Annotated in this window: 15 protein-coding genes and 1 pseudogene; 14 read left to right on the top strand and 2 right to left on the bottom strand. The window is 65.7% G+C overall.

The features are described from left to right. Window positions 1–72 precede the first annotated feature (72 nt). The gene (locus V2L18_RS10760; protein WP_336178225.1) at window positions 73–705 is read right to left on the bottom strand and encodes an alpha-ketoglutarate-dependent dioxygenase AlkB; all 633 of its coding nucleotides are present in this window, start codon (window positions 703–705) and stop codon (window positions 73–75) included. 393 nt (window positions 706–1098) lie between these two features. On the opposite strand from V2L18_RS10760, the gene dnaK reads away from it, so the two are divergent. From dnaK to hslU, 7 genes are all read left to right on the top strand, one after another. Beyond that, the gene (gene dnaK, locus V2L18_RS10755) at window positions 1099–3012 is read left to right on the top strand and encodes a molecular chaperone DnaK (RefSeq protein WP_336178224.1); all 1914 of its coding nucleotides are present in this window, start codon (window positions 1099–1101) and stop codon (window positions 3010–3012) included. Window positions 3013–3412: 400 nt separating this feature from the next. Next, a complete protein-coding gene (dnaJ, locus tag V2L18_RS10750; protein ID WP_336178223.1) occupies window positions 3413–4555 on the top strand; it encodes a molecular chaperone DnaJ in 1143 nt (380 codons plus the stop codon). A gap of 181 nt (window positions 4556–4736) precedes the next feature. Further along, the gene (locus tag V2L18_RS10745) at window positions 4737–5339 is read left to right on the top strand and encodes a methyltransferase domain-containing protein (RefSeq protein ID WP_336178222.1); all 603 of its coding nucleotides are present in this window, start codon (window positions 4737–4739) and stop codon (window positions 5337–5339) included. A gap of 166 nt (window positions 5340–5505) precedes the next feature. Further along, the gene (locus tag V2L18_RS10740; protein ID WP_336178221.1) at window positions 5506–6090 is read left to right on the top strand and encodes an NAD(P)H-dependent oxidoreductase; all 585 of its coding nucleotides are present in this window, start codon (window positions 5506–5508) and stop codon (window positions 6088–6090) included. Between the two features lie 135 nt (window positions 6091–6225). Then, window positions 6226–6777, top strand: coding sequence for an ATP-dependent protease subunit HslV (gene hslV / locus V2L18_RS10735; protein ID WP_336178220.1), 552 nt, complete (start codon window positions 6226–6228; stop codon window positions 6775–6777). Beyond that, entirely contained in the window at window positions 6764–7837 is a 1074-nt protein-coding gene (locus V2L18_RS10730) for a hypothetical protein (RefSeq protein ID WP_336178219.1), read from the top strand. Before hslV ends, V2L18_RS10730 begins: the two co-directional genes overlap by 14 nt. Next, the gene (gene hslU, locus V2L18_RS10725) at window positions 7834–9138 is read left to right on the top strand and encodes an ATP-dependent protease ATPase subunit HslU (protein ID WP_336178218.1); all 1305 of its coding nucleotides are present in this window, start codon (window positions 7834–7836) and stop codon (window positions 9136–9138) included. Before V2L18_RS10730 ends, hslU begins: the two co-directional genes overlap by 4 nt. Before the next feature lie 217 nt (window positions 9139–9355). Here the strand turns inward: hslU and V2L18_RS10720 are convergent, their stop codons facing one another. Further along, window positions 9356–9814, bottom strand: a complete 459-nt coding sequence (locus V2L18_RS10720; protein ID WP_336178294.1) for a MarR family transcriptional regulator — start codon at window positions 9812–9814, stop codon at window positions 9356–9358. A gap of 108 nt (window positions 9815–9922) precedes the next feature. On the opposite strand from V2L18_RS10720, the gene V2L18_RS10715 reads away from it, so the two are divergent. From V2L18_RS10715 to miaB, 7 genes and pseudogenes are all read left to right on the top strand, one after another. Continuing rightward, window positions 9923–11851 (top strand): FAD-binding monooxygenase, encoded by a 1929-nt coding sequence (locus tag V2L18_RS10715; RefSeq protein WP_336178217.1) that lies wholly within the window; start codon window positions 9923–9925, stop codon window positions 11849–11851. 89 nt (window positions 11852–11940) lie between these two features. Beyond that, window positions 11941–12478 (top strand): annotated as a pseudogene (locus tag V2L18_RS10710) (universal stress protein). Between the two features lie 641 nt (window positions 12479–13119). Then, entirely contained in the window at window positions 13120–13674 is a 555-nt protein-coding gene (locus tag V2L18_RS10705; RefSeq protein WP_336178216.1) for a NifU family protein, read from the top strand. Between the two features lie 135 nt (window positions 13675–13809). After that, the gene (tsaB, locus tag V2L18_RS10700; protein WP_336178215.1) at window positions 13810–14472 is read left to right on the top strand and encodes a tRNA (adenosine(37)-N6)-threonylcarbamoyltransferase complex dimerization subunit type 1 TsaB; all 663 of its coding nucleotides are present in this window, start codon (window positions 13810–13812) and stop codon (window positions 14470–14472) included. Further along, a complete protein-coding gene (locus V2L18_RS10695) occupies window positions 14469–14996 on the top strand; it encodes a GNAT family N-acetyltransferase (protein ID WP_336178214.1) in 528 nt (175 codons plus the stop codon). Before tsaB ends, V2L18_RS10695 begins: the two co-directional genes overlap by 4 nt. A 115-nt stretch (window positions 14997–15111) precedes the next feature. Next, complete coding sequence (locus V2L18_RS10690) at window positions 15112–16005, top strand: lysophospholipid acyltransferase family protein (RefSeq protein ID WP_336178213.1); 894 nt, start codon at window positions 15112–15114, stop codon at window positions 16003–16005. 193 nt (window positions 16006–16198) lie between these two features. Then, complete coding sequence (gene miaB, locus V2L18_RS10685; protein ID WP_336178212.1) at window positions 16199–17617, top strand: tRNA (N6-isopentenyl adenosine(37)-C2)-methylthiotransferase MiaB; 1419 nt, start codon at window positions 16199–16201, stop codon at window positions 17615–17617. The last annotated feature ends 27 nt before the right edge of the window (window positions 17618–17644 follow it).

Here is a 17644-nt window from a genome sequence, read left to right as displayed (position 1 = left end):
GGCGCATGCAAGCGGGCCGCGGATGAGGCGTGGCCAGCCCGAGGCATTGCTGTTGCGACCGGATGGCGGGGCCTAGACCTTCGTCACCCGCCGCATCGTCAGGTTGATCCGGCCGCCGTCCTTCAGCAGTGTCGATGTGGCGGGATAGATCCTGTCGACCCCGTGATACGCCGTGCGCGCCTCGCCCGCGAGAAGAACGATGTCACCGGAGGCCAGCTTGAACGAGGATGTCGGGTCCTTGCGCGATGGACCGCCTATGCGGAAGCGGCAGGTGTCGCCGAGCGAGATCGAGAACACGGGGGCGGAGAAATCTTCCTCGTCTTCATCGCGGTGAAGGCCCATCCGAGCCGTTTCGCCGTAGAAGTTGATCAGGCAGGCCTCCGGCTCTGCCGGATAGCCCGACAGCTCAGTCCAAAGATCGAGCAGCACCGGCGGCATCGCCGGCCAGGGCGCGCCCGTCACCGGATGGGTCGGCTGGTAGCGGTAGCCGGTGCGGTCGGCCACCCACCCCAGGGGACCGCAATTCGACATGCGCACGGAAAAGGGCTTTCCGGTGCGCGGCATCATGGGCTGGAACAGCGGCGCGGCGCGCACCACGGCGCGTATTTCCTCGACCAGCGCCTCCTGCGCGGTGCGCTCGAGGTGACCGGGAAGATGGCGGAAGCCCGGGGGCGGGCCTGATTTCGTAGCGGATACTGTGGGCAATTCGGGCCTTCGCGTGTCGCCGATGGGGGCCGCATCGGGCTTGGGGTGTTTCCTGCACAGCTAATCAAGCGAGGCGCCCGGGGTCCACCCGGTTTCGCCCTTGCGCCCCGTCGCTGCGGTTCTCTGCGGCGATCATGGGCCGTCTGCGAGGAAAAACGAGACGCGCAGCCATGCCCACGCGCCTTGCAGGCATCCAAATCGCCTCTTATATAGCGCTCAGCAGGGGTGCCCGGAGAGCGATAGCCGGTTTGCTCCGACAGGTCATCAACAAGGGTCCAGTGCCGGCAGACGTTGCGTCCGCCGGTCAGGTCAGATGGGAACCGGCCGGGTTTTGACCCCGGCTTCACCGGATGCCGAACGGGTCCGGGCGGTTTGCCGAAAGGAGATGAGACTATGGGTAAGGTCATTGGCATTGACCTCGGCACGACCAACTCGTGCGTCGCCGTCATGGACGGCAAGAATCCGAAAGTTATCGAGAATGCGGAAGGCGCGCGCACCACGCCCTCCATCGTTGCCTTCACCGACGACGGCGAGCGCCTCGTCGGCCAGCCGGCCAAGCGCCAGGCGGTGACGAACCCCTCCAACACGCTTTTCGCGGTCAAGCGGCTCATCGGCCGGCGCTATGACGACCCCACGGTCTCCAAGGACAAGGATCTTGTTCCTTACACGATCGTCAAGGGCGGCAACGGCGACGCCTGGGTCGAGGCTGCGGGTGAGAAGTATTCGCCCTCGCAGATTTCCGCCTTCACCCTTCAGAAGATGAAGGAAACGGCCGAGAGTTATCTGGGCGAGAAGGTCGAGCAGGCGGTCATCACCGTGCCGGCCTACTTCAACGACGCCCAGCGCCAGGCCACCAAGGACGCCGGCAAGATCGCCGGCCTGGAAGTCCTGCGCATCATCAACGAGCCGACGGCTGCTGCTCTTGCCTACGGCCTCGACAAGAACGACGGCAAGACCATCGCGGTCTATGACCTTGGCGGCGGCACGTTCGACGTCTCCATTCTGGAGATCGGCGACGGCGTCTTCGAGGTGAAGTCCACGAACGGTGATACGTTCCTGGGCGGCGAGGACTTCGACATGCGCCTCGTCGACTATCTGGCCGAGGAGTTCAAGAAGGACCAGGGCATCGACCTGAAGGGCGACAAGCTCGCGCTGCAGCGCCTGAAGGAAGCGGCCGAGAAGGCCAAGATCGAGCTCTCCTCCTCCACGCAGACGGAAGTCAACCTGCCGTTCATCACGGCGGACGCCTCCGGCCCGAAGCACCTGACCATGAAACTGACCCGCGCCAAGTTCGAGGCGCTGGTGGAGGATCTGGTCCAGAAGACGATGGGCCCGTGCAAGGCGGCGCTGAAGGATGCCGGTCTCTCCGTCGGCCAGATCGACGAGGTGGTTCTCGTCGGCGGCATGACGCGCATGCCCAAGATCCAGGAAGTGGTGAAGAACTTCTTCGGCAAGGAGCCGCACAAGGGCGTGAACCCGGACGAGGTCGTCGCCATGGGTGCTGCCATTCAGGCGGGTGTCCTGCAGGGCGACGTCAAGGACGTGCTGCTGCTCGACGTGACCCCGCTGTCGCTGGGCATCGAGACGCTGGGCGGCGTGTTTACCCGGCTGATCGACCGCAACACGACCATCCCGTCGAAGAAGTCCAACACCTTCTCCACCGCCGAGGACAGCCAGAACGCGGTCACCATCCGCGTGTTCCAGGGCGAGCGCGAAATGGCGGCGGACAACAAGCTGCTCGGCCAGTTCGATCTGGTGGGCATTCCTCCGGCTCCGCGCGGCGTGCCGCAGATCGAGGTCACGTTCGACATCGACGCCAACGGTATCGTCAACGTGTCGGCCCGCGACAAGGGCACCGGCAAGGAGCAGCAGATCCGCATCCAGGCGTCTGGCGGGCTTTCGGATGCCGACATCGAGCAGATGGTGAAGGACGCCGAGGCGCATGCCGAGGAAGACAAGAAGCGCAAGGAACTGGTCGAGGCCAAGAACCAGGCCGAAGCGCTGATCCACTCCACGGAGAAGACGCTCGCCGAGCACGGCGACAAGGTGTCGGCGGCCGACAAGTCGACCATCGAGGCGGCGCTCGCCGAGCTGAAGAGCGCCAACGAAGGCGATGATGTCGAGGCCATCAAGGCCGCTTCGCAGAAGCTTGCCGAGGCGTCCATGAAGCTGGGCGAGGCGATGTATCAGGCGCAGCAGGCGGAGGGCGGCGAGACGTCCGAGGCCGGTGAAAGCGCCGGCGGCGAGGCCGACGACGTGGTCGATGCCGACTTCGAGGAAGTCGACGACGACAAGAAGTCGGCGTAACGAGGCCGCAGATCGAAAATGCGGGAGCCGGTGCCTGAGCGCCGGCTTTCGCTTGATCGCTACGGATTTCCAGTGAATGTGCGGGATGCGGCGGCCGGCCTGGCGCCGGCGGCATTTCCCGCATCGGGGGCCATGGGTGATGCGAGGGGCGCTCCGCCCCGGTCCGGGTTGTACGATCCGGGATCCTTGATCCGGGATCGGGGTCAGCCGGGCGGAGCCGAATGCCGCCAGCAGCACCATGATCCTGCCCCTTCCTGGAATCGATGACGTGCCCTTGCGAATGTGAGCGCATTCGCGTTGCGATGTTCCGCCCCGGCGGGATTCGCGCCGCTCGCTCCGTTTGTCGGGTGTCTGCTTAACGGGTCCGTCTGCCGGCCCGTCGTTGAGGTATGGACAGCCAATGGCCAAGCTGGACTATTACGAGGTTCTGGGTGTTACCCGCGATGCGGATGACAAGACGCTGAAGAGCGCCTTCCGCAAGCTCGCGATGAAATACCACCCCGACCGCAATCCCGACGACGCGGCAGCGGAAGCGAAATTCAAGGAAATCAGCGAAGCCTACGACGTCCTGAAGGACGCGGACCGGCGCGCGGCTTATGACCGCTTCGGCCATGCGGCGTTCGAGAATGGCGGCATGGGCGCGGGTGCGCGCGGCTTCTCCGGCGATTTCGCCTCCACCATGTCGGACATCTTCGACGAGTTCTTCGGCGGCATGGGTGGCGGCGGCGGGCGCCGGGCGGGCGGCGGCGGACGCGAGCGCGGGGCGGACCTGCGCTACAACATGGATATTGATCTGGAGGAGGCCTACACCGGCAAGACGGTGGAGATCGAGGTTCCGACCTCGATCGTGTGCGAGACGTGCACCGGCTCCGGCGCCAAGCCCGGATCGAGCCCCACCACGTGCCGCACCTGCGGCGGCGCGGGCCGGGTTCGCGCCAGCCAGGGCTTCTTCACGCTGGAACGCACCTGCCCGCACTGCCAGGGCCGCGGCGAGATCATTTCCGATCCCTGTCCCGACTGCTCCGGCACCGGCCGGCGGGTGGAGGAGCGCACGCTTTCCGTCAACATTCCCGCCGGTATCGAGGACGGCACGCGCATCCGGCTGGCCGGAGAGGGCGAAGCGGGACTTCGCGGCGGTCCGGCCGGCGATCTCTATATCTTCCTGTCGATCCGCCCGCACGCCTTCTTCCAGCGCGACGGCGCCGATCTCTTCTGCCGTGCGCCCATCTCCATGACGACGGCGGCGCTTGGCGGCCAGTTCGAGGTGCCGACGGTTGATGGCGGCAAGACGCGGGTGAAGGTTCCCGAAGGGACCCAGACCGGCAAGCAGTTCCGCCTCAAGGGCAAGGGCATGCCGGTAATGCGCTCCACCCAGCATGGCGACATGTACATCCAGGTAACGGTGGAGACGCCGCAAAACCTGACCAAGCGCCAGCGCGAGCTTCTGCAGGAATTCGAGGCGAACTCATCGCATGAGAACAATCCCGAATCGACCGGCTTCTTTGCCCGGGTGAAGGACTTCATCGACAATCTGGGCGGTTGAGAAATTTCGGCCGCCAACCGGGTTTCGGTCTGTCCGCATTCTGCCTTACATTCGCCACGGCCGACTCACAGGGTGCACATTCGCCCGTGAGCAGGTCCCCAGTCGCATCCCCACACGTCGATTGGCAAGAACAGCCCGGCAAGGGCGCCAGACTGAAGTCATCACCATTCGGGAGACCTCGATGAACCACCCCGTCGCGGTTCGGGCCAAGCGTTTTTCCTCCAAGATCCTCGACGAGGCGCGCTTCTTTCGCAGCTGGGTCGAAAACCCGCTGAAAACCGGTGCCGTCAGCCCCTCCGGGCCGGCGCTGTCGAAGCTCATGGCGAGCGAGGCGGAGCCTCAGCGCGCCGGAGCCATTCTCGAGCTCGGACCGGGCACGGGGGTGGTCACCAAGGCGCTGGTCGATCGCGGCATTGATGCGAACCGCCTGATCGCGCTGGAATACAACGACGATTTCTGCACGCTGCTGCGCCGGCGCTTTCCCGGGCTGGCGGTCGTCCAGGGCGACGCCTATGCGCTCAAGCAGACGCTGGAGGGGGCAGAGGACGGCTCGCTCGCCAGCATCATCTCCTCGCTGCCGCTCTTTACCCGCCCGCCGGCGGAACGTCGCGAGCTGCTTCTCCAGGCGCTGGAGCTGCTGGAGCCGGGCGCACCCTTCATTCAGTTCTCCTACGCCCTCGTGCCGCCGGTTCCCGCCGAGCCCGGCCTCTTCACCGTTGAGCGCTCGCCCTGGGTGCTGATGAACCTGCCGCCGGCCCGCGTCTGGGTCTACCGCAAGGCGTGAGGGCGATCGCGCCCGCGCGCACCGGCCGCATGTTCTCCCAACCGGTGATTGATACCCTGCCCGTCTTGTCTTAGTGAGAGCCCTTGCCCGGGTTAAGGGCCTGACCGCCTGTGCGCCCGTTGAGCTCATGCGCAGCCGATCGGGGTTCGCACCGAAGGAGACGTCCATGCGCCATCCCAGGATCCTCGTGCTTGCCGGCTCCACGCGCGGCGGGTCGATCAACGCGCGTCTGGCCGCCGCGGCGGTGAAGGAACTGGCGCTTGCGGATGCGGAGATCACCCGGATCTCGCTCGCCGACTATCCCCTGCCGATCTACAACGGCGATCTGGAGGACGAGAACGGCGTGCCGGAGCCGGCGAAGAGGCTCGCCCGGCATTTCCTCACCCATCACGGCATCCTGATGGTGACGCCGGAATACAACGCCTCCATCCCCGCACTCTTGAAGAACACGCTCGACTGGATGAGCCGGCGCGGTGCCGTGGGCGAGCCCTACGAGAGCCCCTTCCGCAACCGGGTGTTTGCGGTTGCCGCGGCAAGCAACGGGCAATATGGCGGTATCCGCGCGCTGATGGCGCTGCGGCCGATCCTGGAGCTGGGGCTGGGCGCCGCGGTCATTCCCGAGCAGTTGGCGCTGGCGCGCGCGCAGGACGCCTTCGGCGAGAACGGATCGCTTTGCGATGACCGCGCGGCCGACCTCCTGCGGCAGGTCACCGCGCGCCTGATCCGGGAAGCCGTGCGCTATACGCTTTAGGCCCGCCGCGATCGCGTGCGAGGTTGGAACCGGCCACCGGCGCGCATACATAGAGGGTCACCCCTTTCAAGACGCGGAGGGTGCGCGGCCTGTCGGCGGCGCCCCGCGCCATCCGGAAACGAGCGGAGCTTCAGAATGAGCGATTTCGAGGTCTGGCACGGCACGACCATCGTCACGGTGCGCAAGGGCGACAAGGTCGTCATCGCCGGCGACGGACAGGTCTCGCTCGGCCAGACGGTGATCAAGTCGACCGCGCGCAAGGTGCGCCCGCTCGCCAAGGGCAACGTGATCGCCGGTTTCGCGGGTGCCACCGCCGATGCCTTCACGCTGCTGGAGCGGCTTGAATCGAAGCTGGAACAGTATCCCGACCAGCTGATGCGCGCCTGCGTGGAGCTCGCCAAGGACTGGCGCACCGACCGCTACCTGCGCAAGTTGGAGGCGATGATGCTGGTGGCGGATGCGTCCCATTCGCTGGTGCTGACCGGCACGGGCGACGTGCTGGAACCGGAAGGCGGTGTCGCGGGCATCGGGTCCGGCGGCAACTACGCACTGGCGGCCGCGCGCGCTCTGATGGACACGGACATGGATGCGGAGACGATCGCCCGCAAGGCGATGGCGATTGCCGCCGATATCTGCATCTACACCAACGGCAACGTGGTGGTGGAGAGCCTGGATGCTCGATCGTGAGGAACTGCAGAGCGCGGTCGATGCCGGGCTGCTGACGCCGATCCAGGCGGATGCGCTCGTCGCGCACTACGCGCGCACCGACGAGGCGTCCGCCGACCGCGAGGAAGTGCGCTTCGCGCGTGGCTTCCACGACGTGTTCATCTCGATCGGACTCTTTATCCTGTTCATCGGCCTGAACTGGACCAGCGCCACGATCGTGCCCCTCAGGGAAGGACCGTCACTGGTCGTGTTCTACGGCGTGATGTGCGTCATCACCTGGCTTCTGGCCGAGTGGCTCACGAAACGCCTGCGGCTGGCACTCCCGTCCATTCTGCTGGCTCTCGCTTTCGTCTCCTATGTCGCCCTCACCTTCATGGCGACATGGAACCTGCGCGCCGGTTACGGCGAAGAGGGCACTTTCCTGCTGATGACATCCGGCAATTACGAGCTCTATCTCGTGGGTGGGATCGCGGCCCTTGCGGCGGCAACGGCCTTCTATTCAAGGTTCCGGGTGCCAATCTCGCTCGCCTGGATCGTGGCCGGCATCCTGATTACGGTGCTCTCGATCGCGGAGACCATCCGGCCGGGCCTCGTGTCGCTGAACCTCTCGCTCTTCACGATGCTGGCGGGCGTCGCCTGTTTCGCCAGCGCGATGTGGTATGACAGCCGCGATCTGAAGCGCATCACACTCAATACGGACAAGGCCTTCTGGCTGCACATGCTGGCCGCTCCGCTGATCGTCCATTCCGCGATTTCGTTTCTGCCAGCAAGCTCGCTCGACAATGACGGCGCATTGCCGGTCATCGGCATCGTCTTTGCCCTGAGCCTGGTCGCCATAATCGTCGACCGCCGGGCGCTGCTCGTCTCCGCGCTCGGCTATACCGGCATCGCGCTCTACACGCTGCTGCGGCTGACAAATCTCAGCAATCAGGGGATCGTCGCCGCCTCGCTCCTCATTCTCGGCCTCTTCGTTCTCACGCTCGGGTCCGGCTGGACCTCCGTGCGCCGCCTCGTGCTGGCGCCGTTTTCCGGATCCTGGCTCTTCGACTACGTCCCTCCCATCAGGACACACGAAAAATGACCGACTTTTCTCCCCGGGAAATCGTCTCGGAACTAGACCGCTTCATCATCGGCCAGAAGGACGCCAAGCGCGCCGTGGCCATCGCGCTTCGCAACCGCTGGCGCCGCCAGCAGCTGAAGGGCGACATGCGCGATGAGGTGCTGCCCAAGAACATCCTGATGATCGGGCCGACCGGCGTCGGCAAGACGGAGATCTCGCGCCGCCTGGCCAAGCTCGCCAACGCGCCCTTTATCAAGGTGGAGGCGACCAAGTTCACCGAGGTCGGCTATGTCGGGCGCGACGTGGAGCAGATCGTGCGTGATCTCGTGGAATCCGGCATCACGTTGGTGCGCGCGGAAAAGCGCAAGTCCGTGCAGGCCAAGGCGCAGGAGCAGGCGGAAGAACGCGTGCTTGATGCTCTCGTGGGCCCCGCCGCCTCGCCGGCAACGCGCACCAGCTTCAGGAAGCGCCTGCATGCGGGCGAACTCGACGACAAGGAAATCGAAATCGAGGTGACCGCCCAGCCGACAATGCCGACACTGGACCTGCCTGGCATGGGCGGCGGCTCGGTCGGCGTGATGAACCTCTCAGACGTTCTCGGCAAGGCGTTCGGCGGCGCCAAGAAGACCAAGCGAGTGACGGTCGCCGACAGCTACGAGTTCCTAATTAACGAGGAGAGCGACAAGCTGCTCGACGAGGACCAGCTCGTTCAGGAGGCAATCCGGCTCGTTGAGGAGAACGGCATCGTCTTTCTGGATGAAATCGACAAGATCTGCGCCCGTGAGACCCGCGGCGGCGCCGACGTCAGCCGCGAGGGCGTGCAGCGTGACCTGTTGCCGCTGATCGAGGGCACCACCGTTTCCACCAAGCACGGCTCGGTGAAGACGGACCACATCCTGTTCATCGCCTCGGGCGCCTTCCACGTCGCCAAGCCCTCGGATCTCCTGCCGGAGCTTCAGGGCCGCCTGCCGATCCGCGTGGAACTGAAGGCGCTGACGCGGGACGATTTCCGCGCCATCCTCACCGACACCGAGGCGAGCCTGATCAAGCAGTACGTGGCGCTGATGGCGACGGAGGAGGTGATGCTGGAGATTACCGACGATGCCATCGACGAGATCGCCTCCATCGCGGTGGAGATCAATTCCTCCATCGAGAACATCGGTGCGCGTCGCCTGCAGACGGTGATGGAACGCATCCTCGACGAGATTTCCTATACTGCCCCCGACCGTGCCGGCGAAACCTTCACGGTCGACGGCGCCTACGTGCGCGAGAACATCGGCGATATCGCCCGGAACGCGGACCTGTCGCGGTTCATCCTGTAGCCGTTGCGGTGGGGACGTTCAGGGGGCGATCCCCGGCGGGGGGGCCGTTTTTCGCAGTCCTCCGCCCTCTCCATCGTCGTCCCCCGGCTTCGTCCGGGGGATCCCGCGCGCTCCGCATGTGCCGCTGCCCGGTGGATTGCCCGGACTTCGCCGGGCAATGACGGCGGAGAAACATGTCTGAGGGAAAGATCGCAGCGAGCGCTCCCTCTCAGCCCCTTTACCGCTCCTTGAGCGGTGCCCGGCTGAGGTCGTTGACGGCCTCCAGCGCCTTTTTCGTCAGGCGCAGGAATTCGGCGCGCTCGCCCGCACTCAGACCTTGCAACATCCGGTCCTGCGCCGCTTCCACGGCCGGCGTGGCGGCATGCAACGTTTCCAGGCCCGTATCCGTCACATGCAACGTGCGCGCCCGGCGGTCCCTGTCTGAAACCTTGCGGGTCAGCAATCCCTTGGCAACAAGCCGGTCGATCACGCCGGTGATGGTCGTGCGGTCGTAGGCGATGAGGCCCGCGAGCGTCGCCTGGTCGATATCGGGCGAACGCGCCACGCGCTCCAGCGCGGCGTATTGCACCGGCGTCAGGTCGAAGCCGGCCGCTTCCACCTCCGCGTGAAAAAGAGCCACCGCAATCTGCTGAAATCGCCGGATGAGATGGCCCGGCATGTCGTTGATGCGTGTCATGCCGGCAAGCTTGCGGGCAGCCATGGACATTTGCAAGCGATATTGAACGTATACTGATAATCAGTATACTGAGTAATTAAGAGGAGCATGACGGGGAGGATATCGGGCGTGCAATTCCATCTGAACGGATTCCGGACGGGCGATCCGGAGATCGCCGACGCGGCAACGAACGCGGACGGGCAAGACGAGCGCCTGCCGGAGACGGTCGACGTCTTGATCGTCGGCTGCGGCCCGGCCGGGCTGACGCTCGCCGCACAGCTTTCCGCCTTCGGCGATATCGAGACGCGGATCGTGGAGCAGAAGGACGGGCCTTTGAAGCTCGGCCAGGCCGATGGCATCGCCTGTCGTACGATGGAGATGTTCCAGGCTTTCGGTTTCGCGCAGCGCATCGAGCGTGAGGCCTACTGGGTCAACGAGACCACCTTCTGGAAGCCGGACGAGGCGCATCAATCCGCCATCGTGCGTCATGGCCGGGTGCAGGACGTGGAGGACGGCTTGTCCGAATTTCCGCACGTGATCCTCAACCAGGCCCGGGTGCACGATTGCTATCTCGACGTCATGAAGCGCTCGCCGCGCCGGCTGGAGCCGGACTATTCCCGCCGGCTTCTCGACCTCGTTATCGATACGGCGGCGAATGATGCCTACCCTGTCACCGTCCGGCTGGAGCGCACGGATGCGGCGCACAACGGCGAGATCGAGACCGTGCGCGCTAAATATGTGGTGGGCTGCGACGGGGCGCGCTCGGCGGTGCGCCAGTCGCTGGGGCGCAGCCTGAAGGGTGATTCGGCCAACCAGGCCTGGGGCGTGATGGACGTGCTCGCCGTCACCGACTTCCCCGATATTCGCCTGAAATCGGCGATCCATTCGGCGAACGAGGGCAACGTTCTGATCATCCCGCGCGAGGGCGGCTACCTGGTGCGGCTCTACGTGGAGATGGAAAAGCTCGCAGCGGACGAGCGCGTTGCCGCGCGCAACATCACCGTCGATCACCTGATCGCGTCGGCGAAGCGCATCCTCGCGCCCTACACGCTGGAGGTGAAGGAGGTGGCGTGGTGGTCGGTTTACGAGATCGGCCAGCGGCTCACCGACCGGTTCGACGATGTGCCGGAGGCAGACGCCGGGACGCGCGCGCCGCGCGTCTTCATCGCCGGCGATGCCTGCCACACCCACAGCCCCAAGGCCGGCCAGGGCATGAACGTTTCCATGCAGGACACGTTCAACCTCGGCTGGAAGCTTGCCCACGTGCTAACGGGGCGGGCCGCACCCGCGCTGCTTGCCACCTACTCCGCGGAGCGTCAGGCAATCGCGAAGGAGCTGATCGACTTCGACCGCGAATGGTCGAAGATGTTCTCCGCCGCACCGAAACGGGCGGAAGATGCGGACGGTGACGGTGTCGACCCCGAGGTCTTCCGGAACTATTTCCTCAAATTCGGCCGTTTCACCGCTGGCACCGCGACCCGCTACCGCCCCTCCGTTCTGACCGGCGAGGCAACGCATCAGCATCTGGCCGAGGGCTTTGCCATCGGCATGCGGTTCCACTCCGCGCCCGTTATCCGTCTGGCGGATGCCAGACCGCTCAATCTCGGTCACACCGTGGAGGCGGACGGGCGTTGGCGGATCTTCGCCTTTGCCGATGCGGCGGACCCGGCCGATCCGGGCTCGGCGATCGCCCGGCTCTGCGCCTTCCTTGGCGAGGATAAGGCGTCGCCAGTGCGTCGGTTCACGCCGTCAGGCGACGATATCGACGCGGTGATCGATGTGCGCGCGATCTTCCAGCAGGGTCACCGCGACGTGGCACTGGAAGCGACACCACCCTTCCTGCGCCCGGCAAAGGGACGCTATCGGCTGACGGACTACGAGAAGATGTTCTGCCCGGATTTCCGGGCCGGCGATATTTTCGACGTCCGCGGCATCGATCGGCGACGCGGCGCCATGGTGGTGGTCCGCCCCGACCAGTACGTCGCCCACGTGCTGCCGCTCGATGCTCATGAGGAGCTCGCCGCGTTTCTTGAAGGGATTTTGCTGCCGGCTGCGTGAGCCGTCTGCCCCGGCTTCGGAATTTTCGTCTTGTTCGTGTCGTGAAACGAGCACTTGCCGCATCCCCGGCCCGGTGGCAGCATGCGCGCATGGTGAAAAGACGCAGTTTCGAGGAAGGCCACCGCCGCAAGTTTCTGGTCGTTGTCGACGAGACGCCGGAATGCGACAGGGCCCTGAGTTACGCCGCGATGCGCGCGGAGCGCACCGGCGGGGCCGTCGTCATGCTCTATTGCATCGCGCCGGCCGACTTCCAGCACTGGATCGGCGTGGAAAACATCATGCGCGCCGGCCGACTTCCAGCACTGGATCGGCGTGGAAAACATCATGCGCGCCGAGGCGACGGAAGAGGCGGAGACGACGCTGGCACGCGCGGCGGAGAAAATCCGCACCGTTGCGCGCATCGATCCGGAAAGCGTCATCGTCGAGGGCAAGCTGTCCGACGAGATCCCCAAGCTGATCGAGCAGGATCAGGATATCGCGATCCTCGTGCTGGCGGCCGGAACCAGTTCGGAAGGCCCGGGGCCGCTGGTCTCCTCCTTTGCGTCCAAGACCGCCGGCTCCTTTCCCATTCCCGTCACCATCGTTCCCGGCACCCTGTCGGACGAGGACATCGCCACGCTTGCCTGACGCGGGCCGCGCGCTTTCCGGATTCGTCTCAGGAAAGAGACCGCGGACCGGATCCGTGGACAGGCGCGCCTCGGCGTCTTGTTTGCTTTGCGAAGCGTCCTATTTGGTCTAGAATAGAAATGTTCAAAACTGATCTTGTTACCCCGAGCGGACGGCGCGTGCGGGGGGGGGCAGGGCTGGCGACTGGAGCGCGTGCGGCGGAAATAGAGCGCAAGCAACCGACCAGCGACAGGCAGACCGCTACAGGCAAACCGAAGGAACGAAACCGGGGGCAGGACCAGGGAGAAGGAATGGCGACCCTTTGTCGCCTTGTGCCATGCGCCGGGGTTGCAATGTTCAGTTGCAACGACGGGCAGCCGGCACCATCTCCGTGGGGATTGCCTCCGACCCGAAACGGAATTTCCGGGATGCCGGCCGTTCAGGTGGATGGCCCCGGAGCGACAAGAGAGCGCTCAAGACCGTTATCTTGAGCACGTACCGCGTGATTGGACCGTCGCGGTCCGGTCGGGACGGACTTGAAGGTGCAACCTGCCGCCTCGATCGATCCGGCCCCCGCTCCATGCCTTGAGCGGGGCAGGTCGGTCCGGACGCGGCGGGCAAGCCACAGGCCGACGAGACGGCGAATACCAGGGACAGATCCGATGTTCATTCAGACCGAAGCAACGCCGAACCCGGCGACGCTGAAATTCATTCCCGGCCGCGTCGTGCTGGATGGCGAGACGCGCGACTACCGCGACGCGGAAGGCGCTCACGATTCGCCGCTGGCCGAAAAGCTGTTCCAGGTGCCGGGCGTGACCGGCGTCTATTTCGGCCACGACTTCATCACCGTGACCAAGACCGACGGCGACTGGCAGCACCTGAAGCCGGCGGTTCTGGGCGCTATTATGGAGCACTTCATGTCCGGCCAGCCCGTGCTTCGGGCCGATTCGGCCGGCGAGAACGCCGAGGAATTCTTCGCCGAGGGCGACAGCGAGACGGTTGAAACCATCAAGGAACTGCTGGAGACGCGCGTGCGCCCGGCCGTTGCGCAGGACGGCGGCGACATCACCTTCCGCGGCTTCAAGGACGGCATCGTCTATCTTTCCATGCGCGGCGCCTGCGCCGGCTGCCCGTCCTCCACGGCAACGCTGCGCCACGGCATTCAGAACCTGATGCGCCACTTCATCCCGGAAGTGGAAGAGGTTCGCGCCGTCTGACGCCGTCCCTTTCGGCGATACGGGGGTCTTCAGGGATGCGGCGCATGCCCGGCGCGTGCCGCATCCGCACGATCATCCCCGTCTTCTCCCATTTCCCCACTCGACAGGACGCGTCCCCGGCGCTAGCCATGCGCCATGACCCTGCTCGCCCTCGATACCGCGCTGTCGCGCTGTTCCGCCGCCGTCCTTCGCGACGACGGTTCGCTCGCAGCGCTCAGCGAAGATCTCGGCCGCGGCCACGCCGAACGGCTGGCCGACATGGTGCGGGAGGTGATGGCGAGTGCTGCAGTCGGCTTTGCTGACCTCGACCGCATCGCCGTCACGGTGGGACCCGGCAGCTTTACCGGCCTGCGCGTTGGGCTCTCGCTTGCGCGCGGTTTCGCCGTCGTCTGGCCGGTCGAACTCGTTGGCGTCACGACGCTCGCTGCGATCGCAGAAGCCGCACGGGAAAAGGCGGGCGCCCATTCGCTCGCCGTCGTCCTGCCGGCGCGCGGCGGCGAGGTCTATGCTCAGCTCTTTGCGGCCGACGGAGCGCCCGAAGGCGCGCCTGCTGCGGTCGTGGCGGAGGACTTCGCCGCATCCCTTCCCGGCGATGCGCGCCTTGCCGGTGCCGCGGCACCGGCGATTGCGCAGATCCGTGCAGATCTCGAGATCGTCGATTTGTCGCCCGCCCCCGACATTGCGGCCGTCGCCCGCCTCGGCCTGGGCGCGTCGTCCCCCGACGGGCCGCCCATGCCGCTCTACCTCAAGCCGCCCGATGCCAAACCGCAGACCCGTTTCAGGATTGCGCACGCATGATCGGGGGCTGGTTCTCGTCCCTGCCTCCGCGTGTTGAGGAAGCCGAGCGGGAAGACTTCGCGGAGCTTGCCGAACTGCATGGCCTGTCCTTTTCGCGCGAATGGAGCGAGGAGGAGATCGCGGCCCTGATGTCTGGCGACGGCGTCTTCGCGCTGGTCACCCGGCGCGGCGCGCCCACCGCTTCGCGCCGGCCCATCGGCTTCGTGCTGGTGCGGGCCGTTGCCGACGAGGCGGAAATCCTGACCATCGCCGTCCACCCGCGCTGGCGCGGTCGCGGTCATGGCAAGCGGCTGATGGAAGCCGCCATGCGCCGGCTCTATGCCGATCGCATCCTCAACATCTTCCTCGAGGTCGATGCCGGCAATGCGTCCGCCCGCGAGCTCTACGAACGGCTGGGCTTCGAAATCGTCGGCGAGCGCAAGGGCTACTATACGTCCGAGAGCGCCGGCCCTTCGACCGCGCTCGTCATGCGCCGCACGTTGACGCCGCCTCCCCGGCCGGCACGCGTACGCAAGGCCGATTGAGAGCCCGGGCACTTGTGGATTTGACGCGCCAGTCGCGTCCGGCTATGGCAAATTCCCGGACCTCTTCACCTTTCAAATCCGTGCCGCGCACGGCCGTTCAGGAGAACATGTCGCCATGCCCGTCCTGCGCGCCTGTCTGGCGATTGCCGGTCTGACGGTTGTGACGCTCGTCCTGTTGCCGGTCCAGTGGCTCGCGGTCCGTTATGAATGGGGCATCCGGAGGACGATCCCGGTGCTGTTTCACCGCATCGTCTGCGCGCTTTTGGGGGTGCGGGTGACGCAGCATGGCCGCGAGGCGCCAGAACGCCCGCTGCTTCTCACCGCCAATCACCTGTCCTGGCTCGACATTCCGGTGCTAGGCTCATGCATTCCGCTGTCCTTCGTGGCGAAGTCGGAGGTGGCGAGTTGGCCGCTCTTCGGCACCTTTGCGCGCCTCCAGCGCTCGGTCTTCGTCGACCGCCAGCGTCGTTCGGCGACCGGAAAGACCATGTCGGAAATCGCCCGCAGGCTTACCGATGGCGATGCCATGGTGCTGTTTGCCGAGGGCACCTCGTCGGATGGTGCGACCGTGCTGCCCTTCCGCACCGCGTTGATCGGCGCCGCGCAGGCCGCTCTTGCGGGCAACGGCAACGGCGAGGGCACGCAGACGGTCTGGGTGCAGCCGCTTGCCATCGTCTACACCCGGATCCAGGGCGTGCCGCTCGACCGGCGCACTCGTCCGCTGATCGCCTGGTACGGCGACATGGATCTTGCCCCCCACCTGTGGCGGCTTCTGAAGGAAGGCGCGGTGGATGTCGAGGTGATCTGGGGTGAGCCGGTTGCGGTGGCGCCGGGCACGGACCGCAAGACGCTCGCCCGTGGGCTTGAGGAAACCGTGCGCAAGGCCGTAACCGATACGCTTTTCGGCGGACGCGACCGTACCCCGGAAGCCACAGCGACGACCGCAAACGACGCCGTATCGAAGTCCAATGGCGAGAATGGGCAGCGAATCGTTGCCGCGTCGCAATAAGCCCCTATTCTCAACCGGGACAAAAAACGTTAGTGCTGAACGCGAATGAACGCCGCCGGCAATTTCCGGTGGCAGCTCGCTGCGGCTTTCGCCTCCACAAAAGGGCCGGAAATGTCGCCGATAGCAATGTGTGGCGAGGCCGGTGTGCTCTCCGCCCGATCAATCTGCCCGAAGAGGCCCGGTTTCGACTTCGATGAGCGACGCTAAGACAGTCTTCGTGCGAACCTACGGCTGCCAGATGAACGTCTACGATTCCGATCGCATGACGGACGCGCTGGCTCCGGTCGGCTACCGTACAACGGATAATCTCGACGAGGCGGATCTCGTCATCCTGAACACGTGCCACATCCGCGAGAAAGCGGCCGAAAAGGTTTATTCCGAAATCGGCCGCATCCGGAAGGTGAAGGATGCGCGCGCCGGCGGCGACAAGCCTATGACGATCGCCGTCGCCGGCTGCGTGGCGCAGGCGGAGGGCGAGGAGATAATCAACCGCGCGCCCGCCGTCGATCTGGTGTTCGGGCCGCAGAGCTATCACCGCCTGCCCGAGCTCCTGAAGCGCGCGGGCAATGGCGCGCGCGTGGTAGAGACGGATTTTCCGACAGAGGACAAGTTCGCGGCGCTGCCGGCGGCCGAAAAGGCCGTGATGATGAAGCGCGGCGTGACCGCATTCCTGACGGTGCAGGAAGGCTGCGACAAGTTCTGCACCTTCTGCGTGGTGCCTTACACGCGCGGTGCGGAGATCTCGCGCTCCGTTGCTCAGGTGCTCGACGAGGCCCGCCGGCTGGCGGAGGCGGGCGTGCGCGAGGTGACGCTCCTCGGCCAGAACGTCAACGCCTATCACGGCGAAGGCCCTGACGGCAGCGACTGGGGCCTCGGCCGGCTTCTGTTCGCGCTTGCGGAAATCCCCGGCCTCGATCGCTTGCGCTACACGACCAGCCATCCGCGCGACATGGGCGATGACCTGATCGCCGCCCATCGCGATCTCGACTGCCTGATGCCGTATCTGCACCTGCCGGTGCAGGCAGGCTCAGACCGCATTCTCGGCCTCATGAACCGCAAGCACACGGGCGCGGACTATTTCCGCCTCGTGGATCGCATCCGCGCGGCGCGGCCGGACATCGCGCTTTCCGGCGATTTCATCGTCGGCTTCCCGAGCGAGACGGAGGCTGATTTCCAGGCGACGCTCGATCTCGTCAGCGAGATCGGCTACGCCTCGGCCTTCTCCTTCAAGTACAGCCCGCGCCCGGGCACGCCCGGCGCCAATCTCGACGATCAGGTGCCGGAAGAGGTGAAGTCGGAGCGGCTTCAACGCCTTCAGGCGCTCATCAACGATCAGCAGCGGGCGTTCAACCTTTCCAAGCGCGGCAGCGAGATGGACGTGCTGTTCGAAAAGCCGGGTCGCTTCGACGGCCAGCTCGGCGGCCGCTCGCCATGGCTTCAGGCGGTGCACGTGGAGGCGCCGGCGCAGCTTCTGGGCGAGATCCGGCGCGTCGTGATCGAGGACGTCGGATCGAACAGCCTGGTTGGGCGCCTGATCGCGGACAGGCCAGCGGTTGCAACCCCGGCGGAAGATGCAAGCCGCGTTGCGGCGGATGCGGGAGGCGTGGCTTGACGGGGGATACCCCTTTGCAGGACAGGA

Source organism: Breoghania sp. JC706 (assembly GCF_037026715.1).
Classification (GTDB): domain Bacteria; phylum Pseudomonadota; class Alphaproteobacteria; order Rhizobiales; family Stappiaceae; genus Breoghania.
Note: the sequence above shows the minus strand (reverse complement) of the source record. Positions and strands in the feature narration are given on the sequence as shown.

What these genes read in the sequence shown, in the direction of transcription:
- dnaK (WP_336178224.1), top strand. Translation starts at nt 1,099, where the DNA reads ATGGGTAAGGTCATTGGCATTGACCTCGGCACGACCAACTCGTGCGTC.
- dnaJ (WP_336178223.1), top strand. Translation starts at nt 3,413, where the DNA reads ATGGCCAAGCTGGACTATTACGAGGTTCTGGGTGTTACCCGCGATGCG.
- V2L18_RS10745 (WP_336178222.1), top strand. Translation starts at nt 4,737, where the DNA reads ATGAACCACCCCGTCGCGGTTCGGGCCAAGCGTTTTTCCTCCAAGATC.
- V2L18_RS10740 (WP_336178221.1), top strand. Translation starts at nt 5,506, where the DNA reads ATGCGCCATCCCAGGATCCTCGTGCTTGCCGGCTCCACGCGCGGCGGG.
- hslV (WP_336178220.1), top strand. Translation starts at nt 6,226, where the DNA reads ATGAGCGATTTCGAGGTCTGGCACGGCACGACCATCGTCACGGTGCGC.
- V2L18_RS10730 (WP_336178219.1), top strand. Translation starts at nt 6,764, where the DNA reads ATGCTCGATCGTGAGGAACTGCAGAGCGCGGTCGATGCCGGGCTGCTG.
- hslU (WP_336178218.1), top strand. Translation starts at nt 7,834, where the DNA reads ATGACCGACTTTTCTCCCCGGGAAATCGTCTCGGAACTAGACCGCTTC.
- V2L18_RS10720 (WP_336178294.1), bottom strand. Translation starts at nt 9,814, where the DNA reads ATGACACGCATCAACGACATGCCGGGCCATCTCATCCGGCGATTTCAG.
- V2L18_RS10705 (WP_336178216.1), top strand. Translation starts at nt 13,120, where the DNA reads ATGTTCATTCAGACCGAAGCAACGCCGAACCCGGCGACGCTGAAATTC.
- tsaB (WP_336178215.1), top strand. Translation starts at nt 13,810, where the DNA reads ATGACCCTGCTCGCCCTCGATACCGCGCTGTCGCGCTGTTCCGCCGCC.
- V2L18_RS10695 (WP_336178214.1), top strand. Translation starts at nt 14,469, where the DNA reads ATGATCGGGGGCTGGTTCTCGTCCCTGCCTCCGCGTGTTGAGGAAGCC.
- V2L18_RS10690 (WP_336178213.1), top strand. Translation starts at nt 15,112, where the DNA reads ATGCCCGTCCTGCGCGCCTGTCTGGCGATTGCCGGTCTGACGGTTGTG.
- miaB (WP_336178212.1), top strand. Translation starts at nt 16,199, where the DNA reads ATGAGCGACGCTAAGACAGTCTTCGTGCGAACCTACGGCTGCCAGATG.